General features: G+C 70.5%; 17 protein-coding genes. 14 read left to right on the top strand and 3 right to left on the bottom strand.

Features of this window, described 5'->3' with window-relative positions; translation table 11 throughout:
• Positions 1 to 68: 68 nt before the first annotated feature.
• Complete coding sequence (locus tag QFW81_RS07660; protein WP_280578098.1) at positions 69 to 899, top strand: DUF4097 family beta strand repeat-containing protein; 831 nt, start codon at positions 69 to 71, stop codon at positions 897 to 899.
• A 158-nt stretch (positions 900 to 1,057) separates the two neighbouring features.
• Here the strand turns inward: QFW81_RS07660 and QFW81_RS07665 are convergent, their stop codons facing one another.
• A complete protein-coding gene (locus QFW81_RS07665; protein WP_280578099.1) occupies positions 1,058 to 2,488 on the bottom strand; it encodes a class II fumarate hydratase in 1,431 nt (476 codons plus the stop codon).
• A 199-nt stretch (positions 2,489 to 2,687) separates the two neighbouring features.
• Between QFW81_RS07665 and purB the strand changes: the two genes are divergently transcribed.
• The 12 genes from purB (at position 2,688) to pilH (ending at position 16,043) form a co-directional block, all read left to right on the top strand.
• Positions 2,688 to 4,070, top strand: a complete 1,383-nt coding sequence (gene purB / locus QFW81_RS07670) for an adenylosuccinate lyase (protein ID WP_280578354.1) — start codon at positions 2,688 to 2,690, stop codon at positions 4,068 to 4,070.
• Positions 4,071 to 4,469: a VOC family protein gene (locus QFW81_RS07675; protein WP_280578100.1), complete on the top strand. Its 399-nt coding sequence runs from the start codon at positions 4,071 to 4,073 to the stop codon at positions 4,467 to 4,469. It abuts the gene before it with no gap.
• 119 nt (positions 4,470 to 4,588) lie between these two features.
• Entirely contained in the window at positions 4,589 to 5,431 is an 843-nt protein-coding gene (bla, locus tag QFW81_RS07680; RefSeq protein ID WP_280578101.1) for a subclass B3 metallo-beta-lactamase, read from the top strand.
• Positions 5,428 to 6,624: a ribosomal protein uL16 3-hydroxylase gene (locus QFW81_RS07685; protein WP_280578102.1), complete on the top strand. Its 1,197-nt coding sequence runs from the start codon at positions 5,428 to 5,430 to the stop codon at positions 6,622 to 6,624. The genes bla and QFW81_RS07685 overlap by 4 nt, the downstream gene beginning before the upstream one ends.
• Positions 6,621 to 7,532: a GNAT family N-acetyltransferase gene (locus tag QFW81_RS07690; RefSeq protein ID WP_280578103.1), complete on the top strand. Its 912-nt coding sequence runs from the start codon at positions 6,621 to 6,623 to the stop codon at positions 7,530 to 7,532. Before QFW81_RS07685 ends, QFW81_RS07690 begins: the two co-directional genes overlap by 4 nt.
• 177 nt (positions 7,533 to 7,709) lie before the next feature.
• A complete protein-coding gene (locus QFW81_RS07695) occupies positions 7,710 to 10,580 on the top strand; it encodes a 2-oxoglutarate dehydrogenase E1 component (RefSeq protein ID WP_280578107.1) in 2,871 nt (956 codons plus the stop codon).
• A gap of 26 nt (positions 10,581 to 10,606) precedes the next feature.
• A complete protein-coding gene (gene sucB, locus QFW81_RS07700) occupies positions 10,607 to 11,860 on the top strand; it encodes a dihydrolipoyllysine-residue succinyltransferase (protein ID WP_280578108.1) in 1,254 nt (417 codons plus the stop codon).
• Between the two features lie 144 nt (positions 11,861 to 12,004).
• On the top strand, positions 12,005 to 13,441 hold the full coding sequence (gene lpdA, locus QFW81_RS07705) for a dihydrolipoyl dehydrogenase (RefSeq protein WP_280578110.1): 1,437 nt from the start codon (positions 12,005 to 12,007) through the stop codon (positions 13,439 to 13,441).
• Positions 13,442 to 13,511: 70 nt separating this feature from the next.
• Positions 13,512 to 13,838 (top strand): hypothetical protein, encoded by a 327-nt coding sequence (locus tag QFW81_RS07710; protein WP_280578111.1) that lies wholly within the window; start codon positions 13,512 to 13,514, stop codon positions 13,836 to 13,838.
• A gap of 2 nt (positions 13,839 to 13,840) precedes the next feature.
• Positions 13,841 to 14,434 (top strand): LOG family protein, encoded by a 594-nt coding sequence (locus tag QFW81_RS07715; RefSeq protein WP_280578112.1) that lies wholly within the window; start codon positions 13,841 to 13,843, stop codon positions 14,432 to 14,434.
• Between the two features lie 150 nt (positions 14,435 to 14,584).
• Complete coding sequence (locus tag QFW81_RS07720; RefSeq protein ID WP_280578113.1) at positions 14,585 to 15,580, top strand: YhdH/YhfP family quinone oxidoreductase; 996 nt, start codon at positions 14,585 to 14,587, stop codon at positions 15,578 to 15,580.
• A 64-nt stretch (positions 15,581 to 15,644) separates the two neighbouring features.
• Complete coding sequence (gene pilH, locus QFW81_RS07725) at positions 15,645 to 16,043, top strand: twitching motility response regulator PilH (protein ID WP_280578114.1); 399 nt, start codon at positions 15,645 to 15,647, stop codon at positions 16,041 to 16,043.
• Between the two features lie 34 nt (positions 16,044 to 16,077).
• On the opposite strand, the gene QFW81_RS07730 is transcribed toward pilH, so the two are convergent.
• A complete protein-coding gene (locus QFW81_RS07730) occupies positions 16,078 to 16,998 on the bottom strand; it encodes a DnaJ C-terminal domain-containing protein (protein WP_280578115.1) in 921 nt (306 codons plus the stop codon).
• A gap of 63 nt (positions 16,999 to 17,061) precedes the next feature.
• The gene (locus tag QFW81_RS07735) at positions 17,062 to 17,520 is read right to left on the bottom strand and encodes an Hsp20/alpha crystallin family protein (RefSeq protein WP_280578117.1); all 459 of its coding nucleotides are present in this window, start codon (positions 17,518 to 17,520) and stop codon (positions 17,062 to 17,064) included.
• Between the two features lie 136 nt (positions 17,521 to 17,656).
• Between QFW81_RS07735 and QFW81_RS07740 the strand changes: the two genes are divergently transcribed.
• Positions 17,657 to 18,139, top strand: coding sequence for a peroxiredoxin (locus tag QFW81_RS07740; protein ID WP_280578118.1), 483 nt, complete (start codon positions 17,657 to 17,659; stop codon positions 18,137 to 18,139).

Below are 18,139 nucleotides of genomic sequence, written 5' to 3' on the forward strand. Positions count from 1 at the left end.
CGCCGTCGCTTCAACCTTTTGCGTCGTCGCCGCATCCAATCAGGCCAATGCCTCGAACGGAGCACCCCATGACCCGCCATACCGCCCTTGCCGTCCTCCTGCTCGCCACGGCCTCCGCCCCGGCCCTGGCCGAGAACTGCCGGCATTCGGCGCCGCGCAGCCTGGACCTGGATTTCGGCGGGGTGCGCACGGTGATGTTCGATGTCGGCCCGCACACCCTGCGGATCGACGCCAGTCCGACGCCCACCGGCAGGGTCGAGGGCCGGGCCTGCGCCTCGGACGAGGGCCGGCTGGACGCGCTGACGCTCGACTCGCGTCGCGATGGCGACAAGCTGGTGGTCCGGCTCGCGCACGACAGCAACTGGAGCGGCCTCTCGCTCGGCAATCGCTACGCCTACATGATCCTGGACGCGAGTGTGCCCGCCGACGTGCTGGTCCAGCTCCAGGTGGGCTCGGGGGATGCGCGCGTCACCGGTGCCTCGGCGGCCAGCACCGATGTCGGCTCCGGCGACGTCGAGGTGCTGCGCACCTCCGGGCGGGTCACGGCCAAGGTCGGCTCGGGCGATGTCGAGGTGGACGACGCCGGCGCCCTGCACGTGCTGTCGATCGGCTCCGGCGATCTCGAAGCGGCGAACGTGCGCGGCGAGGTGGAGGTCGGCAGCATCGGCTCGGGTGATTTCACCCTGCGCGGCGCGGGTGGCGATGTCGCCATCCGCTCGATCGGGTCGGGCGATGCCGAGCTGGCCGACGTGACCGGAAGCGTGTCGCTCGGCTCGGTCGGCTCGGGCGACCTCGATGCGCATCGCGTCGGCGGCGACCTGCGGGTCGATTCGATCGGCAGCGGCGATGTCGACCACAGCGACGTCGCCGGCAGGGTCGAGCTTCCGCGCAAGCGCTGACGTCCACCAGACGTGCGCCCTGCGCTGTCGAGCAGCGTGGGCGCACGGGCTGCGCCGCGACGCGCCCGCGCGCGACCTCCATCCCGGGCCGCCCAGCATCGCGCCAAGCGCGCTTTTCGCTGCGGCGCACATCCTCCATGCGTGCGCCAGCCTCGCGATCAACCGCCTCCGCCGCCACTCCCGCCGGCCGGAATCCCGCCGCGCGTGAGTGCGACCGGATCCAGCAACCTGCGCAACTCGTCCGCGCCCAGCCCGCTGTCCTCCAGCGCCACCTCGTACACCGGCCGCTGTTCGCGATAGGCGCGCTTGGCGATCGCGGCGGCGCGCTCGTAGCCGATCACCGGATTGAGGGCCGTGACCAGGATCGGGTTGCGGTCGAGCGCGGCGACGATGGTGTCGCGGCGCACCTCCAGCCCGGCGATCGCGCGGTCAGCGAGCAACCGGCTGATGTTCGCCAGCAGCCGCAGGGAATCGAGCAGGTTGGTCGCGATCAACGGCAGCGCCACGTTGAGCTGGAAGTTGCCGCTCTGCCCGGCGATCGTGATCGCGGCGTGGTGGCCGATCACCTGCGCACCCACCATCACCGCAGCCTCCGGGATCACCGGGTTGACCTTGCCCGGCATGATCGAGCTGCCAGGCTGCAGCGCGGGCAGCGCGATCTCGCCCAGGCCCGCGAGCGGCCCGGAATTCATCCAGCGCAGGTCGTTGGCGATCTTGATCAGGGCCACGGCCAGCGCGTTGAGCTGGCCCGACAGCTCCACAGCGTCGTCCTGCGAGGCGATGCCCTCGAAGCGGTCCGCCGCGGCATCGAAGCGGGTGCCGGCCAGGCGCGAGAGCTCGCGCGCCATCTTCGCGCCGAACTGCGGATGGGCGTTGATCCCGGTGCCGATCGCGGTGCCGCCGATCGGCAGCCGGCGCAGCCGCGCCAGCGCGTCCCCGATCCGCGCCTCCGCCGACCGCAGTTGCGAGGACCACGCGCCGAACTCCTGCGCCAGGGTCATCGGCATCGCGTCCATCAGATGGGTGCGTCCGGTCTTGACCACCTTGCCCAGCCCGCGGGCGCGCAGATCGATGGTCTTGCGCAGGTGGCGCAGCGCCGGCAGCAGGTCCTCGACCGTCGCCAGTTGCGCCGAGACCCGGATCGCGGTGGGCACCACGTCGTTCGAACTCTGGCCCAGGTTGACGTGGTCGTTGGGGTGGACCTTGCGACCCCGGCGCGAGGCGAGCGTCGCGATGACCTCGTTGGCGTTCATGTTCGACGAGGTGCCCGAACCGGTCTGGTAGACGTCGACCGGAAACTGGTCGTCGTGGCGACCATCCGCCACTTCCAGCGCCGCGGCCCGGATCGCGGCGGCAGTGGCCTCCGGCAGCAGGCCGAGCCCGCCGTTCACGCCCGCCGCGGCGGCCTTGACCAGGCCCAGCGCGCGGATGAAGCCGCGCGGCATGACCTGTCCGGAGACCGGGAAATTCTCGATCGCACGCTGCGTCTGCGCGCCCCACAGGGCGCCGGCGGGCACCTGCAGTTCGCCCATGCTGTCGTGCTCGATGCGGTGGTCCGCGTCGGCGGGACGTGTCTTCGACCTGGCCATCGATCCGGCCTCCCGAATGTGCGTGGCCGACCCCAGCGCCGGCGATCCGGCGAGCATACGTGAGCGCCCGCATGCGACGTGTCGCCGTCGCCCGGGCGGATCGGCGGCCGCACTGCGGCCCCGGCACCTGGCCGCGTCCCGACGCGGGCGACGCGCAGCCACTAGAATGGGCGTTCCGCCCGTGTCCGCCACCCGCCGCATGACCGCCAACGCCCCGCAAGACGCCACCCTGCTCGCCCTCTCGCCGCTCGACGGCCGCTACGCCGCCAAGGTCGACGCGCTGCGGCCGATCTTCTCCGAGTACGGCCTGATCCATGCGCGGGTGCGGGTCGAGATCGAATGGCTGCTGGCGCTGGCCGCCGAGCCGGGCATCCCCGAGCTGCCGGCGTTCGACGCGGCCCAGATGGCGACGCTGCAGGCGCTGTGGAAGGAGTTCTCGGTCACCGACGCGGCCCGCATCAAGGAGATCGAGCGGACCACCAACCACGACGTCAAGGCGGTGGAGTACTTCATCAAGGAGCGCCTGAAGGACGAGGCGGGGCTCTCGCAGGCGCTGGAGTTCGTGCATTTCGCCTGCACCAGCGAGGACATCAACAACCTCGCCCATGCCCTGATGCTCGGCCAGGCCCGGCAGGAAGTCCTGCTGCCGCGGCTCGATGCCCTGCTCGCGACGTTGCGCCAGCTCGCGCACGCCCATGCCGCGCTGCCGATGCTCTCACGCACCCACGGCCAGAGCGCGTCGCCGACCACGGTGGGCAAGGAGATCGCCAACGTGGTGGCGCGGCTCCAGCGCCAGGGCGAGCAGCTCGCGGCAGTGGCGATCAGCGGCAAGATCAACGGCGCAGTGGGCAACTACAACGCGCACGTGGCCAGCTACCCGGGCGTGGACTGGCCCGCGTTCGCGCGCCGCTTCGTCGAATCGCTCGGGATCGAGTTCAACCCCCACACCACCCAGATCGAGCCGCACGACTACGTCGCCGAGCTGTGCGACGTGCACAAGCGCATCGGCACGATCGCGATCGACCTGTGCCGCGACGTCTGGGGCTATATCTCGCTGGGCTACTTCCGCCAGGCGGTGGTGGCCGGCGAGGTCGGCAGTTCGACCATGCCGCACAAGGTCAACCCGATCGATTTCGAGAACGCCGAAGGCAACTTCGGCATCGCCAACGCGCTGTTCGAGCATTTCGCCGCCAAGCTGCCGGTCAGCCGCTGGCAGCGCGACCTGACCGACTCGACCGTGCTGCGCGCGCTCGGCACCGCCTTCGGCCATGCGCTCATCGGCGTCGACGCGCTGCTCCGCGGCCTGGGCAAGCTCAGTCCGAACCACGAGCGGCTCGCCGCCGATCTCGACGCCGCCTGGGAAGTGCTGGCCGAAGCGGTGCAGACGGTCATGCGCCGCCACGGCCTGCCCAATCCCTACGAGCAGCTCAAGTCGCTGACGCGCGGCCAGGGCATCACCGAGCAGTCGATGCGGCGGTTCATCGAATCGCTGGAACTGCCGGCCGACGACAAGCGACGGCTGCTGGCGATGGCGCCGGGCGACTACACCGGCCTGGCGGCGAAGCTGGCTTCGGAGGCCTGAGTGCAGCTGCTGCTCAACCTCGACGTCCCGGACCTCGGCCAGGCCGAGGCGTTCTACGTCGCGGCCTTCGGGCTCGCCCCGGCGCGTCGCTTCGGCGATGGCGTGCTCGAACTGCTCGGCGCACAGGCGCCGGTGTACCTGCTGCGGCAAGCCGCGGGCAGCGAGGGCGCCGCAGGACGGGTGCGGAGCTACGACCGCCACTGGACCCCGCTCCACGTCGACGTGGTGGTCGACGACCTGGACGCCGCGCTCGAACGCGCGCTGGCCGCCGGCGCCACGCGCGAGGGCGAGGTGCGCGAGGCGGCCTGGGGCCGGATCGTGCGCATCGCCGATCCGTTCGGGCACGGCTGGTGCCTGCTGCAGTTCCTCGGCCGCGGCTACGGCGAGATCGCGTCGTGAGCCGTCCGGTCATGCGCTGTCCTGCCCTCCTCGCCGTGGTCCTGGCCCTGGCGGCCTGTGCGCACGAGGACGATGCGTCCCGTGTGTCCCCGCCTCCGCCCGACGCGGCGGACGCCGCCGTGACGCCGGTTGCCGCGACGCCCCCGGCACCGTGCACCGACGACTCGGGCTGGAACGAGCCGGCCGAGCCGCTGCGCCTGTACGGCAACACCTGGTACGTCGGCACCTGCGGCATCGCCACGCTGCTGGTGACGTCCGAGGGCGGACACGTGCTGGTCGACGGCGGCACGCCCGAGGCCGGTCCGCTGATCCTGGCCAGCATCCGCACGCTCGGCTTCGACCCGGGCGACGTCAAGGCGATCGTGCTCTCGCACGAGCACTTCGACCATGCCGGCGGCCTGGCGGCGTTGCAGGACGCCACCGGCGCCCCGGTCTTCGCGCGCGCGGCGGCGGTCGCCACGCTCGGGCGCGGCCGCAGCGATCGCACCGATCCGCAACTCGAAGTACTGGACCCGTTCCCGCCGGTGGCCGACGTGCGCCTGGTGCCGGACGACGGGATCGTGCGCGCCGGGGACGTGGAACTGCGCGTGGTACCCACGCCCGGCCATACGCCCGGCGGCACCAGCTGGACCTGGCGGTCCTGCGACGGCGACGACTGCCGCCAGGTGGTGTATGCCGACAGCCTGACCGCGATCTCCGACGACGTGTTCCGCTACAGCGACGAGGATGCGCACCCGGGCTATCTGGCGGCCTTCCGCGAAACCCTGGACCGGGTCGCCGCGCTGGAGTGCGACATCCTGGTCACGCCGCATCCCTCGGCGAGCGGACTGTGGGAGCGGATCGGACCCCATGCCGCGCAACCGCTGGCCGAACCCGGCCAGTGCGCGGGCTACGCGCGCGCCGCGCGGGCCCGGCTGGAGCGCCGCCTGGCCGAAGAAGCCGGCGTCCCGGCCACGCGATGAACATGGCACCGGTGATCGAGGTCCATGGTGCCGCCGGACAGCCGCTCGGCATGTCCCCGGCACGCTTCCTGCGCGAGTACTGGCAGAAGCGCCCGCTGCTGGTGCGCAACGCCTTTCCCGGCTTCGTCTCGCCGATCGAGCCGGAGGACCTCGCCGGCCTCGCCTGCGAGGAGGTCGCCCTGTCGCGCCTGGTGCGCCACGACCGCGCGCGCGATGCCTGGGACCTGCGCCACGGGCCTTTCCCCGAGTCGCTGTTCCCGACCCTGGGCGAGCGCGACTGGACCCTGCTGGTGCAGGACGTGGACAAGTGGGATGCCGACGTCGCCGCCCTCCTGGCGCGCTTCGACTTCCTGCCGCGCTGGCGCATCGACGACATCATGGTCAGCTTCGCCGCCACCGGCGGGTCGGTCGGCGCCCACGTCGACCAGTACGACGTGTTCCTGCTCCAGGCGCAGGGCCATCGCCGCTGGCAGATCGACGCCGGTCCCGCGCCACCGCTGGCCTTCCGCGATGACGTCGAGCTGCGCCTGCTGCGCCGCTTCGACCCCACCCACGACTGGGTCCTCGGTCCCGGCGACATGCTCTACCTGCCGCCCGGCGTGCCGCACCACGGCGTGGCCGAGGATCCCTGCCTGACGTTCTCGATCGGCATGCGCGCACCGTCCGCGGCCGAGCTGATGGGCGACTACGTCGACACCCTGGCCGCGGAGGCGGACGAGGCGCTGCGCTACGCGGACCCGGATCTCGCACCGGCGAAGGATCCCGACGAGATCGACGCCGAGGCCATGCGCCGCGTGGTGGAGGCGCTCAATACGCTGCGCTTCAACGATCCCGATCGCCTGGGCGACTGGTTCGGGCGCTTCATCACCGGCTACCGCAATGCCGAGGTTGCCGCGGACGAAGCGGGGCCGCCCGCGCGGATCGAGCTGGAGTGGTCGCTGCAGCACCAGGGCGCGGTGCTGCGGCGGCATCCGTTCTCGCGCATGGCCTGGCGTCGCGCCGCAGACGGCGGGCGGCTGTACGTCTCCGGCCAGGACCACCCCCTGCCCGTGCGCGACGCACGCCGGCTCGCCGCCGCCGACCGCATCGACGGCGTCCTCTACGGCGCGCTGTCGCCGGCCGGCCGCGACGTCGTGCACGACCTGCTCGGGGCCGGCCACTACCGCTGGCTGTCCGCGGAGGACGCGATGTGAATCCCGACGGGCCATTCCAGGTGGTGGCGGTGGACTACGCCGGCTCGCTCGAGGCGCTGCGCGCGGTGCGGGAGGCCGTATTCGTGCTGGAACAGCAGGTGCCGGCGGACCTGGAGCTCGACGCGCTCGATCCGCGCTGCCGCCACGTGCTCGCGCGCGACGCCGCGGGCCTGCCCATCGGCACCGCGCGCCTGGCCCCGGACGGACGCATCGGCCGCATGGCGGTGCTGCGGGCGTGGCGCGGGCGCGGCGTGGGCAGCGCCCTGCTGCACGCGCTGCTGCGGCTGGCGCGCGAGGATGGACGCGACCGCGTGACCCTGCATGCCCAGGCCGGCGCGATCGCGTTCTACCAGCGCCACGGCTTCACCCCCGTGGGTGAGCGCTTCGTCGAAGCGGGCATCGAACACCTGGCGATGGAACGGCGCCTGGACCGTCCGCTGGCGGTCGAGGATCGCGCCGGGGCCGTCGCGATCACCACCGCGATCGTCGCCGCCGCGCGGCGCCGCCTGTGGATCTACAGCCGCGAGCTCGACCCCGGGCTGTACGACCATCCGCGCGTGGTCGAGGCCCTGCGCGGGTTCGGCACGGCGGGGCTCGGCGGCGAGGCGCGCATCCTGTTGCAGGACGCGGCCGCGGTCCAGCGCGCGCACGCGCCGCTGATCGGCCTCGCCCAACGGCTGTCGAGCGTGTTCGCGTTCCGCGAAGTGGCCGATCCGGTCGACCGGACCTATCCGTCGGCCTTCATCGCCAACGACGCCGGTGGCTACTACTTCCGCAGCCTGGGGCATCGTTTCGACGGCGAGGCCGGGCACGACGCCCGCGGCCGCGCCCGCCAGCTCGCGGGCGCGTTCGACGAGGTCTGGGAACGCGCGCGGCCGTGCAGCGAACTGCGCGCCCTGGGCCTGTGAGCACAGCGCGCGGGCTGTCCACCGCCCCAACGCGGTCCCCGCCCCGGACCAAAGCATGATGCATCGCCGCATGTGCAACGGCTATAATGCCGCCCTTCCCGCACGCCCTCCGCCGGACGCCATAAATCCGTTCCGGATCAGCGGCTTGCCTCCCCACCAGAGTCCGAAACGCCCGACGTGGACAGTCTCCTGAAGCAGTTTGCGCAGTCCTCCCAGCTCGGCGCCAACGCCGCCTACATCGAGGATCTCTACGAGCAGTATCTCGTCGCCCCGGACAGTGTCGGGCCGAGATGGAAAGCCTGGTTCGACGGCTTCAGGGGCCGCGAGGCCGGAGACGTGCCGCACTCGGTGGTCATCGACGCGGTGGCGCAGGCCGCCAGGTCGCTGCGCGGCGCCGTCGGCGCGACGATGGCGGCGTCGGCTGGCGACGGCGTCGATTCGCGCCAGCAGGGTGCGGTCCTGAAGCTGATCACCGCCTACCGCTCTCGCGGCCACCTGCATGCGGACATCGATCCGCTGGACATGACCGCGAAGCCGGACGCCCCCGATCTCGAACTCGATTTCCACGGATTGTCCGAAGCCGAGCTCGAACGCGAGTTCAGCACCGCGCCCAGCGGCAACACCAGCACCTTCGGCGGCGCGCCGAAGATGCGCCTGCGCGACCTGCTCGCGATGCTGCGTGCCACGTACTGCGGGCCGATCGGCGCCGAGTTCATGCACATCTCCCACGCCGAGCAGCGGCGCTGGATGTACGAACGCCTCGAAGCCGCCGCCGGGCGCTTCGGCCGCACGGACGCCGACAAGCGCCGCATCCTCGAACGGCTCTCGGCCGCGGAAGGCCTGGAGCGCTACCTGCACACCAAGTACGTCGGCCAGAAGCGGTTCTCGCTGGAAGGCGGCGAATCGCTGATCCCCCTGCTCGACAACCTGATCCGCCGCGCCGGCAGCGACGGCGTGAAGGACATCGTCATCGGCATGGCCCATCGCGGCCGCCTCAACGTGCTCATCAACACCCTCGGCAAGTCGCCGCGCAAGCTGTTCGACGAGTTCGAGGGCAAGTTCGAGCACAACGGCGGCAGCGACGTGCACACCGGCGACGTGAAGTACCACATGGGCTTCAGCGCCGACGTGCAGACGCCCGGCGGCCCGGTGCACCTTGCGCTGGCGTTCAATCCCTCGCACCTGGAGATCGTCGACCCGGTGGTGGTCGGCAGCGTGCGCTCGCGCCAGCACCGGCGCGGCGACAAGGCGCGCAGGCAGGTCATCCCCGTGCTCCTGCACGGCGACGCCGCGTTCGCCGGCCAGGGCGTGGTCATGGAACTGTTCCAGATGTCGCAGGCGCGCGGGTTCGCCGTCGGCGGCACCGTGCACATCGTGATCAACAACCAGGTCGGTTTCACCACCAGCGACCGCCAGGACGCGCGCTCGACGCTGTACTGCACCGACGTGGCGAAGATGGTCGGCGCGCCGGTGCTGCACGTGAACGCCGACGATCCGGAAGCGGTGGTATTCTGCGCCGAGCTCGCCTACGACTTCCGCCAGCAGTTCGGCAAGGACGTGGTGATCGACCTGGTCTGCTACCGGCGCCACGGCCACAACGAGGCCGACGAGCCGGCGGCCACCCAGCCGCTGATGTACCAGATCATCCGTAAACACAAGTCGCCGCGCGAGCTCTACGCCGCCCGGCTGAACGACGATGGCGTGGTCGACGCCGACGCGGCCAGGGCCATCGTCGACGCCTATCGCGACAGGCTCGACAGCGGCGAGGTCACCACCGAGCTCGCCGACAGCAAGCCCGACGACTACGACCTGACCATCGACTGGGAGCCCTACCTCGCCGGCAAGCTCACCGACGAGGTCGACACCCGGGTGGATGCCGGGAAGCTCGCATCGCTGGCCAAGCGGATCAACGACATCCCCGAGGACGTCTCGCTGCACGCCCGCGTGGCCAAGATCTACGAGGACCGGCGCAAGATGGCGGCCGGCGAATTGCCGGGCGACTGGGGCTTCGCCGAGAACCTCGCCTACGCCACCGTGCTCGACGAGGGCAACCGGCTGCGGCTGGTCGGACAGGACAGCGGCCGCGGCACCTTCTTCCATCGCCACGCCGTGCTGCACGACCAGAAGTCCGATATCGACTACATCCCGCTGCAGCAGCTGGTGAAGAACCCCGAGGACGCGACCATCATCGACTCGCTGCTCAGCGAGGAGGCGGTGATGGCGTTCGAGTACGGATACTCCACGTCCGAACCCGGCACGCTCGACATCTGGGAAGCGCAGTTCGGCGACTTCGCCAACGGCGCGCAGGTCGTGATCGACCAGTTCATCTCGTCGGGCGAAGCGAAGTGGGAGCGCCTGTGCGGGCTCGCGCTGTTCCTGCCCCACGGCTACGAAGGCCAGGGCCCGGAACACAGCTCGGCCCGTCTGGAGCGCTTCCTGCAGCTGTGCGCGCTCGAGAACATGTCGGTCTGCGTGCCCACCACGCCGGCGCAGGCGTTCCACATGATCCGCCGCCAGGTGCGGATGAAGACGCGCAAGCCGCTGGTGGTGATGACGCCCAAGTCGCTGCTGCGGCACAAGCTGGCGGTGTCCACGCTGGACGAGCTCGCGACCGGGACCTTCCAGCACCTGATCCCCGACACCACGGCCGACGCGAAGCGGGCCCGGCGCGTGGTGGTCTGCGCCGGCAAGGTCTACTACGACCTGGTGGAAGAAGCGCAGAAGCAGAAGATCGACGACGTGGCGCTGGTGCGCATCGAACAGCTGTATCCGTTCCCGCGCCCGCAGCTCACCGCGGAGCTCAAGCGGCTGGCCAAGGCCACCGACGTGGTGTGGTGCCAGGAAGAGCCGCAGAACCAGGGCGCCTGGTACCAGATCAAGCACCACTTCGAACCCTGCCTCGCCAAGGGCCAGAAGCTGCACTACGTCGGCCGCGGGCGTTCCCCCTCGCCGGCCGCCGGCCATTTCAACGACCACGTCGCCGAGCAGCAGCAGCTGATCGCCGATGCGCTGGTCAACCCGCTCGCCGGCAAGACATTCGCCGAATAACCCTTCACGCGTTCCAGGAAGCACCGATGGCCACCGAAATCAAAGTCCCCGTCCTCCCGGAATCCGTCTCCGACGCGACCATCGCCGGCTGGCACAAGAAGCCCGGCGACGCGGTCAAGCGCGACGAGAACATCGTCGACCTCGAGACCGACAAGGTCGTGCTCGAAGTCCCGTCGACCGTCGACGGCGTGCTGAAGGAAATCAAGTTCGAGGAAGGCGCGACGGTGACCAGTTCGCAGGTCATCGCGATCATCGAGGAAGGCGCTGCCGCCGAAGCGCCCAAGGGCGGCGACGCCAAGGCGGACGCGAAGGCCGACGCCAAGGACAAGGCCCCCGCCGCCGGCGCCGAGGAGGTCAAGCCGAAGTCGGACGCGAAACAGGACGACGCCAAAGCGCCCTCGTCCACCAGGCCTGCGCCAGTGCACGGCGGCGACGAGCTGCCGCCCGGCGCGCGCTTCACCGCCGCGAAGGAAGGCATCGACCCGAAGCAGGTCGAAGGCACCGGCCGCCGTGGCGCGGTGACCAAGGAAGACCTGGTCAACTACGCCAGCGGCAAGACCGCGGGCGTGTCCGGCGGCGCACGGCCGGAGGAACGCGTGCCGATGACCCGCATCCGCAAGCGCATCGCCGAGCGGCTGATGCAGTCCAAGAACTCCATCGCGATGCTGACCTCGTTCAACGAGGTCAACCTCGGCAAGGTGATGGCGATGCGCAAGGAGCTGGGCGAGCAGTTCCAGAAGGACACCGGCGTCAAGCTCGGTTTCATGGGCTTCTTCGCCAAGGCCGCCGCCAATGCCCTGCTGCGCCACCCCGCCGTCAACGCCTCGGTCGACGGCGAGGACATCATCTACCACGGCTACGCCGACATCTCGGTGGCGATCTCGACCGACCGCGGCCTGGTCACGCCGGTGCTGCGCAACGTCGAGCGCATGTCCTTCGCCGACATCGAACAGGGCATCGGCGACTACGCCAAGGCCGCGCGCGAGGGCGGCCTGAAGCTCGAGGACCTGCAGGGCGGCACCTTCACCATCACCAACGGCGGCACCTTCGGCTCGCTGATGTCGACCCCGATCGTGAACCCGCCGCAGTCCGCGATCCTGGGCATGCACGCCATCAAGGAGCGCGCGATCGTCGAGGACGGCAAGGTGGTCGCCGCGCCGATGATGTACATCGCGCTGAGCTACGACCACCGCATCATCGACGGCAAGGACGCGGTGCTGTTCCTGGTCGACATCAAGAACCAGCTGGAAAACCCGGGCCGGATGGTGCTGGGGCTGTAAGGCAACCGCGTCCTCTCCCGTCTGCGGGAGGGGGCTGGGGCGAGGGCGCGCACCGCCGCCTCTCCCCCATCCGCCCTTCGGGCACCTTCCACCCTTGACGGGCGCAATGCCCCGCAAGCGGGGCGGAATCAGCAAGGAATCGACATGGCAGAACAATTCGACGTCGTCGTCATCGGAGCCGGCCCGGCCGGCTATCACGCCGCGATCCGCGCCGCACAGCTCGGCATGAAGGTCGCCTGCATCGACGCGGCGCTGGGCAAGGACGGCAAGCCGGCGCTCGGCGGCACCTGCCTGCGCGTGGGCTGCATTCCGTCCAAGGCGCTGCTCGACTCCTCGCGCCAGTTCTGGAACATGGGTCACCTGTTCGGCGACCACGGCATCAGCTTCAAGGACGCGGAGATCGACGTCGGCGCGATGGTCGGCCGCAAGGACAGGATCGTGAAGCAGTTCACCGGCGGCATCGCGATGCTGTTCAAGGCGAACAAGGTCACGCCCTACTACGGTTTCGCCACGCTGCATGCCGACCGGCTGGTCAAGGTGAAGCAGCACGACGGCAACGAGGTCGAACTGACCGGCACCAACGTGATCATCGCGGCGGGTTCGGATTCGATCGAACTGCCGTTCGCGAAGTTCGACGGCGAGACGATCGTCGACAACGTCGGCGCGCTCGACTTCACCGAGGTTCCCAAGCGCCTCGCCGTGATCGGCGCCGGCGTCGTCGGCCTGGAGCTGGGCAGCGTGTGGAAGCGCCTGGGCGCCGAGGTCACGATCCTCGAGGCCCTGCCCGACTTCCTCGCCGCCGCCGACGCCGAGGTCGCGAAGACCGCGCTGAAGGAGTTCAGGAAGCAGGGGCTGGACATCAAGCTGGGCGCCAAGGTGTCCAAGGCCGACGTCGCCGGCAAGGGCAAGAAGAAGGAAGTGGTGCTCAGCTACGCCGACAAGGACGGCGAGCAGACCCTGACCGTCGACAGGCTGCTAGTCGCCGTCGGCCGCAAGGCCGCAAGCAAGGGCCTGCTGGCCGAGGGCTCGGGCGTGAAGCTCACCGAGCGTGGCCAGATCGAGGTCGACGAGCACTGCCATACCGGAGTGGACGGCGTGTGGGCGGTCGGCGACTGCGTGCGCGGGCCGATGCTCGCGCACAAGGGGTTCGAGGAAGGCATCGCGGTCGCCGAACTGATCGCCGGCCTGCCCGGTCACGTCAATTTCGACACCATTCCGTGGGTGATCTATACCGAGCCCGAGATCGCCTGGGTCGGCAGGACCGAGCAGCAGCTGAAAGAGGAAGGCGTGCCGTACAGGGCGGGCAGCTTCCCGTTCGCGGCGATCGGCCGCGCGGTCGCGATGGGCGAGCCGGCCGGCTTCGTCAAGGTGATCGCGCATGCCGAGACCGACCGCGTGCTGGGCATGCACCTGGTGGGCGTCGGCGTGTCGGAGCTGGTGCACGAAGGCGTGCTGACGATGGAGTTCAAGGGTTCGGCCGATGATCTCGCGCGCATCTGCCATGCGCACCCGACGCTGTCCGAAGCGATCCACGACGCCGCGATGGCGGTCGACAAGCGCGCCATCCACAAGGCGAACTGACCTGTCCGACGCGCGCCAACCGCGGCTGCTCCTGATCGCCGCGCTCGCGATCGCATCCGCCGTCGACGCCATGCCCGCTGCCGACACCCGCAACGCCCCGGACGCCAGCGATGCGCCGGCCCACGTCCGCTGCGCGCAGCTGCGGCCGGGCATGAACTACCGCGAAGCCATGACGATCATGGGGCGCGAACCGGACAACACGCTGTCGGGCCACTCGGCGGCCGGCCCTGGCGGCGATCCACCCGCGGGCAGCTTCGGCATCGATTTCTGGTACGACACGGGCGATGACGGCGAACGCCGCACCACCTCGATGCGCTACAGCGGTGGCGTGGTCGAGACCGTGGATTGCGGGGCGCCCGCTCCGGGCTCCGACACCGCAACCAACGGGGAACGATGAACATGCGATCGATCTGTGTGTACTGCGGCTCCAACACCGGCGGCAAGCCGGTCTACGCCGAACGCGCCATGGCGCTGGGCGAGCGCATCGCGCGCGAGGGCATGACCCTGGTCTACGGCGGCGGCAATGTCGGTCTGATGGGTGTGGTCGCCGATGCGGTGCTCGCCGGCGGCGGCGAGGTGGTGGGCGTGATCCCCGAACAGCTGGTGAACTGGGAGGTCGCGCATCGCGGACTCACCCGGCTCGAAGTCGTGGGCTCGATGCACGAGCGCAAGATGCGCATGTTCGACCTCGCCGACGGCTTCGTCGCCCTGCCCGGCGGGTTCGGCACGCTCGACGAGATGTTCGAGATGCTCACCTGGCGCCAGCTCGGTATCGGCGACAAGCCCTGCGCGTTCCTCGACGTCGACGGCTTCTTCGAGCCGTTGATCGCCATGATCGACCGCATGGTCGACCAGCGGTTCCTGCATCCCGCGCAGCGCGCGGACCTCTGGCATGGCGACGGCATCGACGCGATGCTGGCCTGGATGCGGGACTACGCGCCGGCGAACGCGGCCAAGTGGCTCGACCGCAAGCACCGCAAGGATCCACGCTGAGTTCCGCCACACGGCGGCGAAGGTGGCGCGAAGCGGATGACGTGCAGGCGCTGCACGCGATCTGCGGACGCGGGCGCAGTGCGGTCCTGCGCGCTGTGTGACAATGCCGTCGACAAGCTTCCGGCGTCACCCGGATGCACGGAGCGATGCATGGATCCCACCGCCGGCTTCAGCGCCTTCCGCATCCACCACGATGCGCAAGGCCACCGCAGCGGCCTGGAACAGGTCTCGCTCGACGAGCTGTCGCCCGGCGAGATCGTGGTCCGCACTGCGTATTCCTCGGTCAACTTCAAGGATGCGCTGGCCGGCACGGGCAAGGGGCGGATCCTGCGCGAATTCCCGCTGGTGGGCGGCATCGACGTCGCCGGCCACGTGGTTTCGTCGGCGGACCCGAAGTTCCGCGAAGGCGACGAGGTGCTGGTCACCGGCAGCGGCCTGAGCGAGACGCGCGACGGTGGCTATGCGGAGTACGCGCGCGTCGAGGCGAAGTGGGCGGTGCCGCTGCCGATGGGATTGTCGCTGCGCGAAAGCATGATCCTGGGCACCGCAGGCTTCACCGCTGCGCTCGCTCTGCTGCGGATGCAGGAGAACCGGCAGTCGCCCGCACTGGGGCCGCTGGCGGTCACTGGCGCGACCGGCGGCGTCGGTTCGCTCGCGGTCGACATCTTCAGCCGCGCCGGCTACACGGTGCATGCGATCAGCGGCAAGCCGGCGCACGCCGAATACCTGAAGTCGATCGGCGCGAGCGAAGTGCTGGGCCGCGACGCGCTGGCGACCGCGCGCCCGCTGGAGTCCGTGCGCTTCGGCGGCGGCCTGGACAACGTCGGCGGCGCCATGCTCGCCAGCCTGCTGGCGCAAACGCGGCCCTACGGCAATGTCGCCAGCGCCGGGCTGGCGGCCAGCGCCGACCTGCCGGCCTCCGTCATGCCCTTCATCATCCGCGGCGTCTCGCTGCTCGGCGTGGCCTCCGCCGGCACCGCGCGCGAGATCCGCGACGAGGTCTGGCGGCGCCTGGCGAGCGACTGGAAGCCGCGCCACCTCGACCTCATCTGCACGCGCGAGACCACGCTCGACGGGCTGCCGGACGTGTTCCAGGGCATGCTGGCCGGCGGATCGGTCGGCAGGACCCTGGTCACATTCCCCTAGCCGGACCGGTTGGCAAGCCGTCGCCGGGGCGCGACAATCCATGCGGTCCGCAAGGGGAAACCAGATGGCGCGCATCCTGATCGTCGATGACTCACCCTCGCAGCTGATGGGCATCCGCCGCATCGTCGAGAAGCTGGGGCACGAAGCGGTCACCGCCGAGGACGGCGCGGCCGGCGTGCGCGCCGCCAGGGAGCACATGCCCGACCTGATCCTGATGGACGTGGTGATGCCCAACCTCAACGGCTTCCAGGCCACGCGCACCATCAAGCGCGATGCCGCCACCGGCCACATCCCGGTGATCCTGGTGACCACCAAGGACCAGGAAACCGACCGCATCTGGGGCATCCGCCAGGGCGCGCAGGGCTATCTCACCAAGCCCTTCAGCGAATCCGAGCTGACCGAGGCGATCGTGTCCACGATCGGCCACGGCAGCGCGCCGGCGGCGGAACCCGAAGCCGGCTGATGCCGGGGCGTCGCGGGTTGGCGCCCGTTCCGGCTCACTCGCGGCGCCAGTCCTCGGCGAACGCTTCGCGGATCTTCTCGTAGGCTTCGCGCTGGCGAAGGTCGTGCGGCGTGGGCGCCTGGATCTCCAGTTCGACCAGCTGGTCGCCGGCCGCAGCGCCCCCCGTGCCCGGCAGGCCGCGTCCGCGCAGGCGCAGCTTGCGCCCGGCCTCGGAGCCGGCGGGAATCTTCAGCTCCACCTGCCCCCCGAGCGTCGGCACGCTCACGATCGCGCCCAGCGCGGCCTCCCAGGGCGCGACCGGCAGGCTGTAGAGGATGTTGCGGCCGTCGACCTCGAACTTCGGATGCGCGGCGTACTCGATCTCCAGCAGCAGGTCGCCACCCTGGCTGCCCTGCCCGGCCAGCCGGATCACCTGACCGGGGCGGATGCCGCGCGGGATGCGCACGTCGAACGAACGGCCGTCGATCGCGATGCGCACGCTGTCGCCGCGATGCACGCTCTCTAGCGACACCGCGAGCCGCGCGCGCGTGTCGCCGGCGCCCATGCCCGCGGCGCGGGGACCGCCGCGCATGCCCGGACCCGAGCCCGGGCCGCCGCCCCGGCGGAACAGGCTTTCGAAGAAGTCGCTGAACCCTCCGCCCGCGCCGCCTCCGGCGAACACTTCGTCGAAATCGAAGCCCGCCTGACCGCCGCCACCGCCTCCGAACCCGGCCGGCGGCACCTCGTCGCCGGGGCGGTATCCGCCGGCGCGCAGCTGGTCGTAGGCCTTGCGCCGCGCCGGGTCGCGCAGCGCCTCGTAGGCCTCGTTGACGGCCTTGAACCGGTCCTCGGCGCCGGCCTCCTTGCTCACGTCCGGATGGTACTTGCGCGCCAGCCGGCGGTACGCGGACTTGATCTCCGCGTCGCCCGCACTGGGCTCCACGCCGAGCACGCTGTAGTAATCCTTGAACTGCATGGTCGCTCCACAGACGACGGCCCNNNGGGCCGTCGACAGTCTAACGGTGGACCCGCGCGACGGTCAGTGCGCGGTGCCGGCCCCCACCTGGATCCGGCGCGGGGTGGTCTCCGGCTTCTTCGGGATCACGATCTCCAGCACGCCGTTGCGGCCCGCCGCCGAGATGCCCTCGGCATCGGCGCTGTCGGGCAGCGCGAAGCGGCGGTGGAAGCTGCCGTAGCGGCGCTCGACGCGCGAATAGCGCTCGGTCTCGGTGGTCGACTCGCTCTTGCGCTCGCCCTTGATCGAGAGGATGCCCTTGTCCATCTGGATCTCGATCTCCTGCGGGTCGATGCCCGGCAGGTCGGCGTACAGGACGAAGCGCTCCGCTTCCTCCTTGATGTCGACCCGCGGCACCCACTGCGCGGTGACCACGGCCGAGGCGTCGGTGTCCTGCTCGCCGAAGAAACGGTCGAAGACCTGCTTGATCTCATCATGCAGCGCCAGCTCCGTGGGGCGCTGGCGGTAACGGACGATGCTCATGTGTTGGCTCCTGGTGTCTGCGGCGGCACGGCGGCCGCCATGCCCGCGATGTGCGAGCGGCCCGCGGATTTTCAAGACCCCTCCGCCGCGGCGGCATGCGACGATGGGGGCCGTTCACTCCGCCGGAAGCACCCCCATGACCATCCAGATCGGCGACCGCATCCCCGAGGTCGTGCTCAAGTACATCGACGACGGCGTCCAGGCCATCGACACTCCGACCCTGTTCGAGGGCCGCAAGGTGGTGCTGTTCGCGGTCCCCGGCGCGTTCACGCCCACCTGCTCCGAGCGCCACCTGCCCGGCTTCGTCGAGCACTTCGACGCATTCGCCGAGCGCGGCATCCACGTGGCCTGCATGGCGGTCAACGACCCGTTCGTGATGCAGGCCTGGGGCGAGTCCCAGCACGTGCCCAGGGGGCTGCGGATGCTGTCCGACGGCAATGCCGATTTCACCCGGGCGCTGGGGCTGGAGATGGATGCCAGCGGCTACGGCATGGGCGTGCGCTGCAAGCGCTTCGCGCTGTACGCCGAGGACGGGATCGTGAAGCAGCTGTTCGTCGAGGCGCCCGGCGAGTTCAAGGTGTCCGGCGCCGAGCACGTGCTGGCGCAGCTGGGCGGCTGA

The organism is Luteimonas kalidii, assembly GCF_029887935.1.
In the GTDB taxonomy this organism is placed as follows: Bacteria; Pseudomonadota; Gammaproteobacteria; order Xanthomonadales; family Xanthomonadaceae; genus Luteimonas; species Luteimonas kalidii.